This is a genomic window from Pseudoalteromonas sp. S1650 (genome assembly GCF_005887195.1).
In the GTDB taxonomy this organism is placed as follows: domain Bacteria; phylum Pseudomonadota; class Gammaproteobacteria; order Enterobacterales; family Alteromonadaceae; genus Pseudoalteromonas; species Pseudoalteromonas simplex.
The window spans coordinates 33,160-47,046 of the sequence record NZ_PNDF01000077.1; the positions used below are offsets into that span (position 1 = coordinate 33,160).

A 13,887-nucleotide genomic window follows, 5' to 3' on the forward strand; every position below is an offset into this window, starting at 1 on the left:
TTTTATTCCCAATAAATGCAATTTTTCTTTCACTGAAACGTTATAGTAGTACCTAACTAAATGAGAAGTCACTGTAACATGAAATTGAAATCAGTCATTTTAAGTAGTTTGCTGTTTACTTCAAATACGCTATCAGCTGCGATTATCAAGCCAATAAATGGTGTGATAGAACAGGTAGATCCTGTTATTAATCAACTTGAACCGCGCATAACCAGCCAAGTAGAAAGCATACGCAAACATGAGTTAATCGACGACGCAACAGCCATTGTGACCTCGCTACCCAAAAGGCTAGAGATACTTAATCAGTTGCAGGCTCCTGCATTTGTTGAAGTCGATGTTGAGCATGGTTTTCGTGCAGTTGAAAGGCAATGGATAATGCTGGCGAATGAACAGCATCAAGAAAAACTGTTGCAAATTGGCGCGCAAATTATCGTCACTAAACAATACACGTCATTGGGTTTGTCATTAGTGCGGTTTGTTGTCCCGACCAATTACGATTCAAAAGCGCATTTGCAACGTTTACTTTCACTCGATGATGCAGCGTTACTGGACAGAAATCATATTTATCAAGCGCAAAATGGTTCTCAACAAGATGCTTCTACAAAAAAGCTTACAGCAATGTGTGACTGGTCTGTAAAAATTGGCATGATTGATAGTGCGATTGATACGACTCATCCGGGATTTAGTAACACACAGATAAAAATGCAGTCATTTCTTGCAAATGACTTAGTTTCACCCGATTTGCACGGCACTGCGGTTGCTGGCGTTTTGGTAGGTAAGTATGAGCAGCTCATGCCGTTATTAACTGAGGCAACATTATACAGCGCGGCGGTGTTTTATCAGCAGTCTGATTTATCACAAGGGGCGACATTAGCTGCAATAGTTGAAGCACTTGATTGGTTGGTTGCTAACGAGGTGCCTGTTATCAATATGAGTTTTACTGGGCCCGACAACGCTATTTTAGCGGCAGCAATCAATGCTACAGCGGCTAAACAAGTAACTTTAGTGGCGGCTGCAGGCAATGAAGGACCTGCTGCGCTGCCACTTTATCCTGCGGCATACCAACATGTCATTGCTGTCACGGCACTAGATAGCCAAAACCGAATTTATCGCTGGTCAAACAAAGGTAATTATATTGATTTTGCGGCATTAGGCGTCAATGTCATGACGTTAAAAGCTGGGGGGGATCTTGGTCGGGAATCTGGAACCTCTATTGCCGCGCCGCGTATTTCAGCGGCGGCTGCATGCTTAGCGGCAAAGCCAAATGCTTCTCCTAAAAACATTTACCAGGCGTTACAGCAACAAGCGAATGATTTAGGTGAAGTAGGCAAAGATGCGGTGTTTGGACATGGCGTAATTGATTAAAAGCTGGCTTTTAATGACAGCGAAGCAATACTTTGGGTATAGGTGTTTGCTGCCAGCTTAGATTGATAATCGCCGTACTCTGCTTCAGTAACAATTTGCAAAGAGTCAAAAACAGAAAGCTGCCAAAATGCGCTGACTACACTGCGACTTTCATCCCGAGATGGCTCGCTTTGTGTAAGTGGCTGGTTGATAACTTCTTGGTAGTTTTTATCTTGATAGCGCCAGCTTAATCCTGCTTTATTGCTTATATCAAACGCTTTAAAACGATGAGTGATGCCCGTATTTAAGCCCCAACTTTTAAAGTTAAATTGCTCTGAATCAGCATTTTCTCTATCTAAACTAGCGCCTAAAAGCAGCATCGTTTTACCCTGGTTAATAAAGTAATACAGGTTCGAATCAAGCCCTAACCCTTTTGCATCGCGCATTGACTGTGTGGCGAATTGTTTATCTGAAGCCCTAATCGCAGTGCGCAGATAGGTTGTTGGATTAACGTAATGGCCCACATACAAACTTGCTTGATCCAAGGTTAAAAATGTTTCTTTTGCTACTTTTGCTAAAGCGCCGTCATAACGAATACCTACATCAGTACCAGAAAGGCTATAGCTAGAATCAAGGCTGTATTGATGCAATGCCAAGTCATACTGATCAAGCTGGTGATAATTTGTTTGCTCGTATCGATAACTTGGTGTGAACTTAAGGTTGTCAGTTGCATGTAACTCAGCGCTAACGCCAGCTTTAAGTATTGAACCCGTATCACTTTGTGAAGAAATATCATCTAACTCTTTAATGGCTAAATCGGAGTTAGTCGTTAAGCCAATTTGTGCATCAGCATGAAAAGTTGCATCCGAAGCAAATACTTGAATGCTTGTGGTTAACGCACTTAAGGTGATGAGCTTATTAATTGTACGCATAATAATCTCCTAAAGGAGCGCCGGGGGATAACCCGGCACGCTATTGGTTAAAGGCCTAAGTTCAAGCTGTTTTGAATGTTATTAACGACTTCGGTAGTCGTCGCTGCGGATACTTGCTCAGCAACTTGTTGATTGACGCTGTTGCTAACAGTTGATGAAATGGTTTGCTCAACACTACTTTGTACAGAGCTCATTGCAGCTTGTTGTACATTACTAATCAGTGATGATTGCAGGTCATTAGTGATTTGCGAGGCTTGACTTAGACCAGCAGAGCTTAGCTCACTAGGCTCTAAAGACGCTAATACATCTGTTTGCTGAGTCAATTGATTTTGCATTGCGTTAGTTGTGTTCGAATTTGTGTTCGCGACGGCCACATTACTAACAGCAGTTGTCGCAGTTGACAGCATTGACTCACCTGCTAGCGCTACGGTATTGGCTGCTTGAGAAGCGCTTGATACTGAGTTTGTTAAACCAAGCTCGGGCATAGTTTCCGCAGGCTGCTGCTCATCGTTTTCAAGCGTTGTTTGATTATTTGCTTGTCCGCTATTTGAGCTTTCAGTATTCACACCAGCTGATGAATTTTGTGTTGTTGCCGAGCCCGACACTTGAGTTGATTGTATCAGTGTCGTATTCGACGTTGCTTGGTTTGAATCAGTCGAAACTTGACTATTATTTGCTGTTTGCTGCTCAGATGCTACTGATAGTTGCACGTCAGCTGCTGATGAAGCCGCTGAAAAGCCTGTTGCAGTTACGACACAGATTGCGATAAGTGATTGTTTGAAGTTTGTCATTGTCTCGTCCTCTTTTTTGCGAATTGACATAGAGGTAACGAGTGGGTGAAAGGTTTATTCCAAAAAGTTTTTACTTTTTTCAATCAAATTAGCTAACTTATTGAAAGCTAGACAGAGTTTTCACTTTTCGTTCATTCATAGGTCACTAAGCTTTAAATTTTTAAAGAAGCTACTGCAATGAAAACATGTTTAGTTTTAGCCTTATTATTTTGCTCTGGATCGGTTTTGGCTAATAGCGTCTGTGGTGGAACGATTGCCAATGGCTATGTACGTAATGCAGTAAAACTACCCAGCAAGGGTGATAACTTTACCAGTTACAGCAAAATAGCAGAGCTGGCAGGGCGTACGTATGTTCATTCGCAGGTAAAAAACATCATTGTTGATGCCTACCAAGCGCTCCAGAAATCCCATCCTGATAAACGATACAAATACGCTGAAACGGGCTTAGAAAATGGCGGGAAATTTAGCCCGCATAAAACCCATCAAAATGGCTTGTCGGTTGATTTTATGACGCCGGTTGTTAACGAAAAGGGGCAATCAGTTCATTTGCCTACACATGTGTTTAATCGTTTTGGCTACGATATTGAATTTGATAAACAAGGCCAGTTTGAACAGTTTAAGGTTGATTACACCGCTTTAGCAGCTCATATTGTTGAGCTACATAAATCGGCAACAGCAAAAGGTTACGATCTTTGGCGCGTGATCTTTGCCCCAAGCCTGCAAGCTGGGCTTTATAAAACCAAGTATGCCGATTATTTAAAAGAGCATATTCAGTTTTCGACTAAACCATCCTGGGTGCGACATGATGAGCATTACCATGTCGACTTTTTAGTGCCGTGTGAAAAATAGTCTTCAATTTATTACGGTTAGAATTGTTAATTAGATTATACGGTTTTAGTGAACAAGCAGCTGAAAGCTGATAAAGTACGTTGCGCAAAACATGGATGTTTCAACTTGTGCCACTTTTAAGTAAGTTCCTCACGTTTTCTTTAAGAAAAATAGAATCATGCCTCTGTTTGTATTTAATATGCTTAAAGCCTCACTATGCACATAGCTTAAGCATTTTAATTTAGAATTTACTATTAAATATAGAATTTAAAAATATGAAAAAATTAATACAAATCTTTGCTATTTTATTCTTTGTATCAACTTTATCTGCTTGTATGACAACTTATAACCCTGTTCCTCAAGGATATCAGGGCGAAACAGCAACTATAGATGATACCTTCAGAACCATGGCAACTAGTACAGGTCGCTTCTTTTACTTGAGTAAAGTGAATGGTAAAGATGTCAATAACGCTATTAGGGCAACAAACCAAGCTACTTATGGACAAGGTATGGTTCTGTCACCAGTGGGGTTTAGCCGAAAAGTACCAGCAGAGGAAATGACACTAACACTAGTAGCGCAGGTCCATCATGCCGCACCTATTAACTATATGTTTAATTCAGGAACGAATTACATTGTTACAGGTGATGTATCTTTTATTCCAGAAGCAGGACAAAGCTATCTAGTAAAGGGATATTTGAGTAGTGACTTTTCGTCTGTTTGGCTTACAAATAGCGCTGGTGAGCAAGTATCTGATGCTGTTGTTTTAAAAGGTGATCCTGATAAGAGTACAGCTGTAATCGCCAAATTAGTTAAGGGTAAAGTTGTACTTCCCGAGCCGCCAAAAACGCAAGCGACTATTAAAAAGCAGGTTGATATCACAACAGAGTCATTTGATAACCCATTGTTTTTTCTTGAGCAGGGGCTAAGCGCAGAAGCTATTACTAAGAAGTTAGGTGAGCCTGATCATATTCGTTATATTGAAAAAGGCTTTTTTAATAACAAGCCTGAAATACAAATATTTCATTTCACAGATCTTGGCAGTGTTCAAATGGTTAAGTCACCTGCAGATGGGCAGTTTTACTCAAAGTTAACTTATAATGTTAATAGCCAAGAGCATTATCAGTTTGTTGATGTAGTGAACCAAGCTGATGGTACCGAAACTCAAATCCTTGGTAAGAAATTTTATAATATCGGTGTTTATAAAGAGCAATACCTAGACGCATTAGCGAATAAGCTCTGGCAAAATAAATATACTGTCGATGGGCGTATGCTAGATGGTGTCGCGTACTATTGTAAAATTATTGCCAATGCACAAACGATGCGTTATCAAGCTATGCTAAAAAGCCTTGTTGCAGATAAAGATGTTCCTTCAAAGTTACGTCGTCATTGTAAAGCGGCCAAAAAAGATATAGACAAATTAAAGCTCGCAACTGTTGAGCAGTTTGAATTTATGTAGTTTAGATCCAAGCCAATTCACTTAATCAAGTGAATTGGTATTTCAATCTTAATAATTATTTAAAACAAACTAAACATCACTGAAGCGATTAACAGTATTGCCATTAGGTAGTTAAATGCTTTTAAGCGCTTTGGGCTGGCAAGCCAGTGTTGTAGCTTTTCGCCAAGTAGAGTCCACGAGCTGACACAAGGCAGGTTAATTAAACCAAATACAAGGCTTACGATTAACACTGAGGTGAGGTTTTTATCTGGGGCATATAAACTAACCGCGCTTAATGCCATTGCCCACGCTTTTGGGTTCACCCATTGAAATAGTGCAGCCTGAATAAAAGTAAACGGCTTACTTTCACTACTGGCTTTTTGTTGTGCGTTAGTTGTGGCAATTTTAAACGCCAGATAGAGCAAGTAAGCAATGCAAAATACTTTCAATATCAAATAGCTTGGTGGAAACAAGTCAAATAGCTGCATGATGCCAAGGCCGACTAAAACTAACATCAACATAAAGCCAAACGTTACGCCAAGTAAGTGTGGTGTGGTTCTTTTAAAGCCAAAGTTAGCACCTGAGCTCATCAACATTAAGTTATTTGGCCCAGGGGTAATTGATGATACCAAAGCAAATAATGCCAAGGCTGTTAAAATTTCGAAACTCATCGCTATCTCTCCATTTGAATTAAGATGCAATTATAAGTTGTAATGCACGCAATTTTTGCGCTTAATGTTGTTGTGTAAATTTAAAGTTCACAATGAAAAATGAAAAAAGATAAAATTAACGACAGAATATTGCATGAGCTTAAACGCAATGGCCGAATTGCCAATGCCGAGCTGGCAGATAAAGTGGGTTTATCGCCATCGGCATGCCTTCGTAGAGTGCAAGAGCTAGAAAAGCTTGGGGTTATTGCGGGGTATCGGGCGGTTATTAATAATCAGGCTGTTGGCCTTGGGTTTATCGCTTATGTTGGGGTTGGTTTAAATGAGCACTCAACCGTCTCTCAGCGAGCATTCGAACACGCTCTTGAGTTTATTGATGAAGTAAAAGAGTGCCACAATGTAACTGGCTCGTTTGAATATTTGCTGAGAGTTGAGACGTCGGATCTCAAGTCCTATAAAGCATTTCATGCTGATGTACTTGGCTCAATCCCACAAGTACGAACCATTACAACTCATGTAGTGATGGAATCGCCGAAGGATGAACGCGCTTAGTAAATAGGTCTAGAGCTTTCATATAGAAAACGTTTGGAAAAAGGCATTAGCAAGCGCTAGTGCCTTTTTTGTTTAACGGGCAGTTAGCGCAATAATCAGCGGCTACAAGTTGGTAGTGTAAGCAGCAGGTTTTACGCATAAATGTCAGCTTATTGTTTTGATCATGGAAGCGATGTTTACCACATAGCTTTTGCCATGGTTGAAAACGCTTTGCTATAAATTTTATCGATTTGTCTGGCCAGCAAGCGATTAACGCTGCGTGGAAAGTATCACTTTGTAAACGTTTTAATAATCCTTTATTTAGCCTGTATTGCAATGGCACGTTATTATACCAAGCTTGCTGGTGGTCAAATAAATGATTGGCTGCCAGTTCAATCAAATCTGCATTATTAAAAGAGTCTTGTTGAGCCATGATACTTAAATTAGCCAAACCATAAATATGTGAGCCTGTTACCCGCTGCTTAATATTGACCAGATCAGGAATGCAACCAAGCTGCTCTACACAGGCTACTAATAAGTAAATAACTTGCCAGTTCAGTTGTAAGTAGAGATTGATTGCGACATATCCCTCAGTAACATTTGCTCCTCTTAATTTTATAGCGTTAGCTAAATCGGTTAATTGCTTGCTAGTTAAACATTGACTGCTAAACCATTGTTCATCAATTGTTGGAGTTAAGAACGTCAGCAGTGAGCACTGCTGACGTAAGGCTAACTCAAGCTTATTATGCTGTTGTGTTTGCAAGTGCATATTGCGCCAATGGGTTTTGTAAATCACCTGCATACTGCAAGCTTGAAGCTGGGTCGGTAATATCAACCATTTGTTGATTATTACGCAGCTGTAAGCGGTTTAAGCATGACAATGGGAATGACTCAGCAAATAAATCATGCTCAGCAAACTTGTCTTTTAGCGCTGGGTGGCTCGCCTGATACTGAACAATTGTATCGGCGACGGCTTGCCAAAATTGTTGTTCGGTCAAAAGGCCATCAGTTACTAAAATTGCCGAAAGGTAGCGGAAGAAGCAATCGAAAATGTCAGTAAAAATAGACAACACGGCAACGCCTTCTGGAATGGTTACCTTAATCCGCTTTATTTCATCATTCAGTTTGATATTACTATTTAATAAGGCAATTTCTTCACCAATGTCTTTAATGAATACCCCTACCGGAACATGATTGTTAAATCGAATGATGAGGTTTTCACCATGTGGCATAAAGACTAAATCATACTGGTAAAAACAATGTAGCAATGGTGTCATATAAGCCTGTAAGTAGTGGGCTAGCCACTTATCAGCACTAAGCCCCGATTTGGCAATTTTAGCACTTACAAATGAACGGCCTTCGCTATCGATATGAAGCAGACTTGCCATAGTGGCAAGGCTTTCATTCTCGTCCATATATTGAGCAGGATTTTCACGCCAAAGAGCCGCCATCATTTTCTTATAAGGGTTATCGCCAAGCGCTGGATGAGTGTAATACTGCTCATCAAAGCCAAGGGTTGCGACTTCTCTTAAAGGTTGAAACTTCAGAGATTTTAAATAGCTATCTTGGTTTACTAAGTCGAACAACCATTGATTTATTGCCGGTGTTACTTTCATATAGGCACTCGATAAACCCCGCATAAAGCCCATATTTAAAATCGATAGAGCGGTTTTAACATAGCATTTGTGTGGTTTGCTGATGTTATACAGGGTACGAATTGATTGCTGTGGTAAATAACTATCTTGCGAGTAGCCTAAACACACAATATGTTTTTGCGAGATGTGATAGCTATAAACATGGACTAATTTGTTAAACCACTGCCATGGATGCATAGGAAATAACAGATAGTCACTTGGCCTTAAACCTTGCTCAGTCAGTGCTTTTTCAAAGCGTAAACGCTCAGCTAAATCAAGCTCATCGGCAATCAAGCTTTCGTATTTATAATCATGGGTACTTTTAAAGGTGGTATGCTGTTTGTGACACGCAAGCCATATAATTTGAAATGGGTTTGCGGCTTCCGGCGTATATTGGTGAAAATCTTGTGAGTTAAAACCAATGCGGCCATTGTTGGCAATAAAGCTTGGGTGACCCATAGTCATTTGGGTTTCGATCACTTGAAAATCTGCGTCTGCTAATTGCTGGGCGCTATAGCGATTATTTTTAAATTTAAATGCAAAGCCACTGAGTGTGCTCGCGAGTTCTTCGAGATAAGTGCCAAGCATTGATTTATCTATGTTTAACTTGTCATTACACTCAAGCACAAAGGCAATAGCATCTAATGGTTGACTGTGATCAAGCGCCATTTTAGTAATGCTACTTGGCTCAACTTGTAGGTGATTAAGCAGCATTGATTCACCTTTAAACTGATAGCTTTGCCCACCCATGGTATGCAACACGTAATGGTTAGATTTTTCACTGTCGTAGCTAAACAGTCGTTCGTGATAAAACTCACTGAGCATTTTGGCAATCAGTAAACGGTTTGCGTATTGCCAAGCCTGTTGGTCTAGGTGAGAAGTACTGCTAGAGGGCGTGGTTTGTTGCACTGATGGCCCTTGCTGTGAAGTGTCGAAGCGAGACGAAAGGTGCTGTAAGTAATTAAAATGATCTTTTTCTAAACTACCAAGTAATGCGGTTTTCTCACCCAATTTGATAACTTTATGATGGCTGAAACCTGCCTTTAAGTTAAGACGATGAATTTTATGATTGGCTACATCTGGCTCCACAATCACTCGCTCACAGGCGAGGGTATTAAACATAAACTCTAACACCGACTGCATAACAGCAAGACTAAATCCTGCCACAGAGAACTGCTTTGGAGCGAGTAAAATATGCATGCCTAAATCGCCGTTTTTAAGCGCTAGGTGGTTCTCAAGTTTTAGTATGTGTGGTTTGTAAATCTCAATTAAAGCAATCGGTGTTTGGTTTATTTCAAGCAAATAGGCTTGTTGAGCCTCATCTTTATTGAGTGTTGTATAAAATTCTAAAATCTCTTCGGGAGAATGTTCCATTGCTCCCCAAAATTGAGCTTGGGGATGTTTAAGCCAAGGGGTAATCGTCGTTAGATCGTGTTCAGGGTTTAATGTTCTGATTTTTACATCACCAAGCAAAGCGTGCTTAATATGAGTTTCAGTAATATTTTTCATAGTCGTGTTCTCTTAAAAATTAATAACTGTGAATAGGGTCTGTTGAGGTATGTTTGTTGCGTAAAAAAAGCAGATAAAACAAACATAAAGTGATGGCAAAGCCAACAGAGCCTGTCAGTAATGGGGTGTTTAGTTCAAAGCGAGAGACTAAATCTCCCGCTAAAAATGAGGCGCAGATGACGCCGATATTTTGCATAAAATGAAGCTTGGCAAAATCGCTTGAGTAAAAGCGTGGTTCGCTCATTGCAAACAACATGACTTGCAGACGCACGGTCAGTAAAAATAGCCCAATAGCAAATACAACACGGCCGAACACAAGCCATTGCCAGTGTGAGCTAAGTTGTATAAATAGGCCGATACTGCTTAATACAAGTGCATAGGCGATTGTTTTACTGTGTTGATTGGTTGCAGGTTTGTTTTTGGTTGTAATCAAAATGACAAGTGCAACCCAAGCAGGGATAGCAAACACAGCGCCAGCTAACAGTGCATTGCTGAAATCACTTACTTGTTGCCAAAGTAGCGTAAAGTATGGCGTTGCTAAGAACATGCTGAAGTACACGCCCATAGATATAACCCCTAAGCGAATAATGTAGCCAGGGAAACGCTTTCGTTTTACTGATGATGCGGTTAATTCCCGTGGCTTGTAGCTTACTTTTAATAAGTAAATTAAATACAAGCAGAGCATAACCTGTAAGCAGTCGCCCGCAGCCATCACTAAATATAAAAAGCGCGGCTCAATACTTTGAATGATTAAGCCACCTAATAAAGCACCGCCAATACCACCAAAGTGTAAAAGCACACTAAATAAAGCAACGACACCGAGGTGCTGTTGTTTTTCTTCGATACTTAGAACAAAGGGGTAAATAAGCAGGTAACTTGCTTTAAATACCAGCATCAGCTGTGATAACAGCCAAAAGCTCCAAACGTTTTCGCTGTAAAAGCACGCAACTCCCAATAGCCCAGCCATTATCTGGGTGATCACCCATAAATACAGCTCGTGCACGTGCTGCGCTATTTTCGCCCATACAGGAAAAGCACACATCACAGTGATGCAGCAAACAGCGATATAGGCACCAATGTGATTACTTGATTGCAAACCAAATTGGGCACTAAAAAACTGCGGGTAAAAGGGCAAAATCATGGTGTCGCAAACAACAGAAATAATCGTCAGCAGCACCAAGCTTGATTTTAATGCGGGTTGTTTCATGCTATTTGCTTCTGTTTTTCGTTGACAACATCGGGTAAACCAAACTCTTGAAAGGCAATTTGTGTTTCAACAGGGTAGGGGGCATAACCTAAAATTGAGCGCAAAATATGGCTGTTTCGATAGCAGGCCATGCCCAGATCTGGCGTTACAAAACCATGACTGTGCAGCTCAGCATTTTGTACAAATAGCCGTTGTTGCTTGTCGATACTGTAATTCCGCTCAACAGCAAAGCACCCGTTATCTAGCCAATTTATTTCGCTCATTAAGCCACTTAGAAAATCGGGTAGCTGATAACTAAAGCCCGTAGCCATGATGACGTGATTACTATGTAAGCTAAATTCAGCCTGCTGTTCACTGTGTCTAAAAACTAACTTACTGCCTTGTTTTTTAATGAGCTCGCTGTTGGTCAATAACCTTGCGCGGTTCACACCTTGAATATCAAGTTGATAGAGCTGATCATAAATCTGATTAATTAACTCTGAGTTGATGCCTTTGTATAAATTACGTTGCTTGGCTAGTAACTCCTGTTTGGTGGTCTGTTCTAGGTTATAAAAGTAATCAACATACTCAGGAGAAGTCATTTCAAGCGTGAGTTTCGTGTACTCAAGAGGAAAGAAACGCGGCGCTCGCGTTACCCAATTGAGTTGGTAGTTATGCTGTTTAATGTCACACAACAAATCATAAAATACTTCAGCAGCACTTTGCCCTGAGCCAATCACAGTAATGCTCTTACTATTTACTAACTCATCCCGTTTATACAGATATTCAGTGGCATGGCAGAGCTGTGTATCTTCTGCCTGAACAGCGGGTGGGTAATAAGGTGAGGGACCTGTGCCCAGTACCAAGTGACGACAATAAAGCGTTTTAGTTTGCTTTGCTGATTCGACAGTGAGTACATAGAGCTGCTTAGTGTGATCAAACTGGCTATGAATGACTTTATGGCCAAACTGTATGTTACTTAATTGGCTTGCTGCCCACTGGCAATACTGGTTGTATTGCTCGCGCAGTAAAAAGAAACTTTCTCGAATATAAAACTGATACAGCTTACCTTGTTGCTTCGCATAGTTTAAAAAGCTGTATGGATTGGTTGGATCTGCCAATGTGACTAAATCCGACATAAACGGTGTTTGTAATGTAACGCCATCGAGCATCAGCCCTGGATGCCAATTAAATTCATCACGTTGTTCTAAAAATAACGAATCAAGTGTTTCAATTGGCTCCGCTAAACATGCCAAACTGAGGTTGAACGGACCAAGACCCACGGCAATTAAATCGTATACTTTATTCATGGCTAGTTTCCTCAACTTTTAGGCGTGCCTTGATGCTGTAGGCGCAGGCTTTAATATCAGCTGCAATACTTTTAATGTCTTCAATCTGTGTGTTTGGATTAAGTAGCGTGAACTTTAAGTAGTTGATACCTCTAAATTTGGTGCGAGCAATGGCACACTCACCTTGTTTGAATAGCTCATCTTTAATTTGATAATTAAGCAGGTTTAATTGCTCATCACTGAGGTTTTTATCGTTAAAGCGAAACACTAAGGTGCTCAGTTCAGGTTGGTGAATTAGCTCAAATTCAGGGTCTTGTTTGAGTGCCACATAACTACTACGGGCTAATGCCATAACAGAAGAAAACACTTTGCCAATCTGTTCGTGGCCCATAATGCGTAAAGTTAGCCAAAGTTTTAAGGCATCAAAACGGCGAGTCGTTTGAATGCTTTTATCAACAAGGTTTGGCGCTGCTTGCGGGTTGTCGTTAAACGGATTTAAATAATCAGCATGATGAGTTAAATGTTTAAATTGTTTTTTATCAGCAACAATAAATGCACTGCTGCTGACAGGTTGTAAGAATGATTTGTGGTAATCTAACGTCACCGAGTCAGCCAGTTCAATGCCATTGAGTAAGTGACGGTGATCATCAGCGGCAAGTAGTCCACAGCCATAAGCTGCATCGACATGAAGCCATAAATTATCAGCTTTGCACCGCGTTTTTAGCTTATCGATAGGGTCTATTGAACCAAAGTCAGTTGTGCCTGCGGTGGCAACAAGCGCTATAGGAATATTGCCTTGTGCTTTACATTCATCAATAGCTGTATCAAGTGCGGCTAGGTCCATTTTAAACTCTTTATCAACTGTAACCGGAACAACCGCGTTATAGCCAAGGCCCAGTAAAGCGGCTGACTTTTGAATACTAAAATGGCTGACTTCAGAGCAAAAAATACGGTAGCGATGAGCATCTGGGCCTAAACCAAAATCGCGAATAAGGTGCCCTGATAAGCGCTCTGCTGCATGGTCTCTAGCAAGTAACAATGCCATTAAATTTGATTGACTGCCGCCACTTGTGAATATGCCATCGGCAGTAGCACTTAAGCCAATGCGTTCGATACTCCAGTCAATTATCTTTTGCTCAATGAGCGTCCCGCCAGCACTTTGGTCCCAGGTGTCTAACGAAGAATTTATAGCAGTTAATAACTGTTCGGCTATCACCGCAGGGTAAGCAACGGGGCAGTTTAGATGGGCAACATACTTTGGATGATGAAAATAGACAGCATGATCTAAATACAACGATTTTACTTCATTTAGCGCTTGCTCAACGTTATTGAGAGGTTGATTTAGTTCTACTCTGGCTATTTGTTTACTGAGCTCTTTGTGGCAGACGCCAGAATGAACTTGTTTTGCAGAACGCAGCGCTTGATGGATAAGCGACAGTGTTTGCATTGAAGCCATCTCATATTTGAGTAAATTATTTTCGTTAAAAATAAACGCATGGGGCTGTTCATCAACGTTTATTGATGAATGAGCATTAAGCACGGGGGCTAATTGATTCACGACTCAATTCCTTCTTGGTTAATTTGAATCGGGATCGTAATGATAGTGATTATCAATATCAATAATAATAAATCATTAATTTACTTTACAATTTAATTACCTTTAATAAGTTGAAAGTGTTTTGTTTTTAAATTTATCTAGTAATAAATAATTGCCATTTAGTCATAAATTATGACTAAGT

The 13,887-nt window shown here is 40.4% G+C and carries 12 protein-coding genes; 4 read left to right on the forward strand and 8 right to left on the reverse strand.

Translation table 11 applies throughout. The annotated features are described in order from the left end of the window. Window positions 1–78 precede the first annotated feature (78 nt). Window positions 79–1,365 carry a S8 family serine peptidase gene (locus CWB80_RS19110; protein WP_249362656.1) on the forward strand — a complete coding sequence of 429 codons (1,287 nt, stop codon included), beginning with the start codon at window positions 79–81 and terminating at the stop codon, window positions 1,363–1,365. Here CWB80_RS19110 and CWB80_RS19115 read toward each other — a convergent pair. Further along, window positions 1,362–2,276 (reverse strand): surface lipoprotein assembly modifier, encoded by a 915-nt coding sequence (locus tag CWB80_RS19115; protein WP_138599893.1) that lies wholly within the window; start codon window positions 2,274–2,276, stop codon window positions 1,362–1,364. The two genes, CWB80_RS19110 and CWB80_RS19115, sit on opposite strands and share 4 nt — an antisense overlap. Window positions 2,277–2,323: 47 nt before the next feature. Beyond that, window positions 2,324–3,067, reverse strand: coding sequence for a hypothetical protein (locus CWB80_RS19120; RefSeq protein ID WP_138599894.1), 744 nt, complete (start codon window positions 3,065–3,067; stop codon window positions 2,324–2,326). A 177-nt stretch (window positions 3,068–3,244) separates the two neighbouring features. Between CWB80_RS19120 and CWB80_RS19125 the strand changes: the two genes are divergently transcribed. Both CWB80_RS19125 and CWB80_RS19130 read left to right on the forward strand, forming a co-directional pair. Continuing rightward, complete coding sequence (locus tag CWB80_RS19125) at window positions 3,245–3,916, forward strand: penicillin-insensitive murein endopeptidase (protein WP_138599895.1); 672 nt, start codon at window positions 3,245–3,247, stop codon at window positions 3,914–3,916. A 254-nt stretch (window positions 3,917–4,170) separates the two neighbouring features. Next, window positions 4,171–5,352, forward strand: a complete 1,182-nt coding sequence (locus tag CWB80_RS19130) for a hypothetical protein (RefSeq protein ID WP_138599896.1) — start codon at window positions 4,171–4,173, stop codon at window positions 5,350–5,352. A gap of 59 nt (window positions 5,353–5,411) precedes the next feature. Here the strand turns inward: CWB80_RS19130 and CWB80_RS19135 are convergent, their stop codons facing one another. Further along, the gene (locus CWB80_RS19135; RefSeq protein ID WP_138599897.1) at window positions 5,412–6,002 is read right to left on the reverse strand and encodes a LysE family translocator; all 591 of its coding nucleotides are present in this window, start codon (window positions 6,000–6,002) and stop codon (window positions 5,412–5,414) included. Window positions 6,003–6,101: 99 nt separating this feature from the next. Here CWB80_RS19135 and CWB80_RS19140 point away from each other — a divergent pair, with 99 nt between their 5' ends. Next, on the forward strand, window positions 6,102–6,551 hold the full coding sequence (locus CWB80_RS19140) for an Lrp/AsnC family transcriptional regulator (RefSeq protein WP_138599898.1): 450 nt from the start codon (window positions 6,102–6,104) through the stop codon (window positions 6,549–6,551). 46 nt (window positions 6,552–6,597) lie between these two features. Here CWB80_RS19140 and CWB80_RS19145 read toward each other — a convergent pair whose 3' ends face one another. From CWB80_RS19145 to CWB80_RS19165, 5 genes are read right to left on the reverse strand one after another with little or no spacing between them, the layout of a single operon-like run. Continuing rightward, window positions 6,598–7,299, reverse strand: a complete 702-nt coding sequence (locus tag CWB80_RS19145) for a (2Fe-2S)-binding protein (RefSeq protein ID WP_171041558.1) — start codon at window positions 7,297–7,299, stop codon at window positions 6,598–6,600. Then, window positions 7,274–9,673 carry a GNAT family N-acetyltransferase gene (locus tag CWB80_RS19150; RefSeq protein ID WP_138599900.1) on the reverse strand — a complete coding sequence of 800 codons (2,400 nt, stop codon included), beginning with the start codon at window positions 9,671–9,673 and terminating at the stop codon, window positions 7,274–7,276. The genes CWB80_RS19145 and CWB80_RS19150 overlap by 26 nt, the downstream gene beginning before the upstream one ends. Before the next feature lie 19 nt (window positions 9,674–9,692). Continuing rightward, window positions 9,693–10,880 (reverse strand): MFS transporter, encoded by a 1,188-nt coding sequence (locus CWB80_RS19155; protein WP_138599901.1) that lies wholly within the window; start codon window positions 10,878–10,880, stop codon window positions 9,693–9,695. Beyond that, complete coding sequence (locus CWB80_RS19160; RefSeq protein WP_138599902.1) at window positions 10,877–12,169, reverse strand: lysine N(6)-hydroxylase/L-ornithine N(5)-oxygenase family protein; 1,293 nt, start codon at window positions 12,167–12,169, stop codon at window positions 10,877–10,879. Before CWB80_RS19160 ends, CWB80_RS19155 begins: the two co-directional genes overlap by 4 nt. After that, window positions 12,162–13,706 carry a pyridoxal phosphate-dependent decarboxylase family protein gene (locus tag CWB80_RS19165; protein ID WP_212751207.1) on the reverse strand — a complete coding sequence of 515 codons (1,545 nt, stop codon included), beginning with the start codon at window positions 13,704–13,706 and terminating at the stop codon, window positions 12,162–12,164. Before CWB80_RS19165 ends, CWB80_RS19160 begins: the two co-directional genes overlap by 8 nt. Between the last annotated feature and the right edge of the window lie 181 nt (window positions 13,707–13,887).

What these genes read in the sequence shown, in the direction of transcription:
- CWB80_RS19120 (WP_138599894.1), bottom strand. Translation starts at nt 3,067, where the DNA reads ATGACAAACTTCAAACAATCACTTATCGCAATCTGTGTCGTAACTGCA.
- CWB80_RS19160 (WP_138599902.1), bottom strand. Translation starts at nt 12,169, where the DNA reads ATGAATAAAGTATACGATTTAATTGCCGTGGGTCTTGGTCCGTTCAAC.
- CWB80_RS19130 (WP_138599896.1), top strand. Translation starts at nt 4,171, where the DNA reads ATGAAAAAATTAATACAAATCTTTGCTATTTTATTCTTTGTATCAACT.
- CWB80_RS19110 (WP_249362656.1), top strand. Translation starts at nt 79, where the DNA reads ATGAAATTGAAATCAGTCATTTTAAGTAGTTTGCTGTTTACTTCAAAT.
- CWB80_RS19135 (WP_138599897.1), bottom strand. Translation starts at nt 6,002, where the DNA reads ATGAGTTTCGAAATTTTAACAGCCTTGGCATTATTTGCTTTGGTATCA.
- CWB80_RS19140 (WP_138599898.1), top strand. Translation starts at nt 6,102, where the DNA reads ATGAAAAAAGATAAAATTAACGACAGAATATTGCATGAGCTTAAACGC.
- CWB80_RS19145 (WP_171041558.1), bottom strand. Translation starts at nt 7,299, where the DNA reads ATGCACTTGCAAACACAACAGCATAATAAGCTTGAGTTAGCCTTACGT.
- CWB80_RS19150 (WP_138599900.1), bottom strand. Translation starts at nt 9,673, where the DNA reads ATGAAAAATATTACTGAAACTCATATTAAGCACGCTTTGCTTGGTGAT.
- CWB80_RS19115 (WP_138599893.1), bottom strand. Translation starts at nt 2,276, where the DNA reads ATGCGTACAATTAATAAGCTCATCACCTTAAGTGCGTTAACCACAAGC.
- CWB80_RS19155 (WP_138599901.1), bottom strand. Translation starts at nt 10,880, where the DNA reads ATGAAACAACCCGCATTAAAATCAAGCTTGGTGCTGCTGACGATTATT.
- CWB80_RS19125 (WP_138599895.1), top strand. Translation starts at nt 3,245, where the DNA reads ATGAAAACATGTTTAGTTTTAGCCTTATTATTTTGCTCTGGATCGGTT.